We start from the raw sequence: 906 nt of genomic DNA on the forward strand, positions 1-906 counted from the left end.
GAAGCTTTTAAATATTTTAAACTCGCTGCCGATCAAGGTGATGCAGATGCCCAATACGAACTTGGGGTCATATATGCCAATGGACGGGGTATTACACAATCAGGGCAAGAGGCTATTAAATATTTTAAACTCGCTGCCGATCAAGGCCATGCAGATGCCCAATACGAGCTTGGAACTCTGTAAAAAAGGGCAAGAAGTTGAACAATCCAGTCAACTAGCTCTAAGTTATTATCAACTTGCTACTGAACAAGGGAATGCTTAGGCAGCAATAAAAATTGGCTTTATTATTTCTCAACAAAACTAACTAAATTGGTTTAAAATTAAAATTTATAGCCGACTTTCCTCTTAAATAACCTGCTTTTTAAGCTCCAAAATTAGCCCAAAATAAAGCAATATTTAAGATCTGTGTATTTTTAGGAAACTTGAAAAAAGCATATCTTTTAAAGCTTAGAATTGTGGCTAGAATGCACAAAGCTTTTAAGAATTTATCACCTTGAAATTTGAGATTTTTTAAAAGCGTTAGAAAAGTTTGAAAATCTTATTAAAATAATAAAATAATAAAGCATTAAAAATATTTACAAATTTCCCTCATTAATAAAAGGAAGTTGAATAGATATAAATTTATTTAACTTTAAACATCTAATTATTTTAATAATAAACTACTAAAAGATAAATTTAATGAATTAAAGGTAATTTTAACTAGGTAAGGTTCTCAATTATCTATGGTAATCACAAATAAAATATTTTATTAAGCCAATGGGATTAGTTAGCTTTTTAGAAAATGAAAGTGTTTTCCTTACAAGTCTTGCACACTTTGTCTTAAGAGTACAATGAATCTTTCAAGGTAGCTTGTCTGACCAGATGGCTTGCTAACTGGGTTGATGTTGGCTCCAAGAAATAGTTTCC

2 pseudogenes are annotated in these 906 nt (G+C 30.6%); one reads left to right on the forward strand and one right to left on the reverse strand.

The features are described from left to right. Positions 1 to 183: pseudogene (locus TY19_RS12945) on the forward strand (SEL1-like repeat protein); the annotation flags it as partial. Between the two features lie 533 nt (positions 184 to 716). Here TY19_RS12945 and TY19_RS12950 read toward each other — a convergent pair. Beyond that, positions 717 to 906 (reverse strand): annotated as a pseudogene (locus TY19_RS12950) (IS1 family transposase); the annotation flags it as partial.

This window comes from Candidatus Protochlamydia sp. R18, assembly GCF_000648255.1.
Lineage (GTDB): Bacteria > Chlamydiota > Chlamydiia > Chlamydiales > Parachlamydiaceae > Protochlamydia > Protochlamydia amoebophila.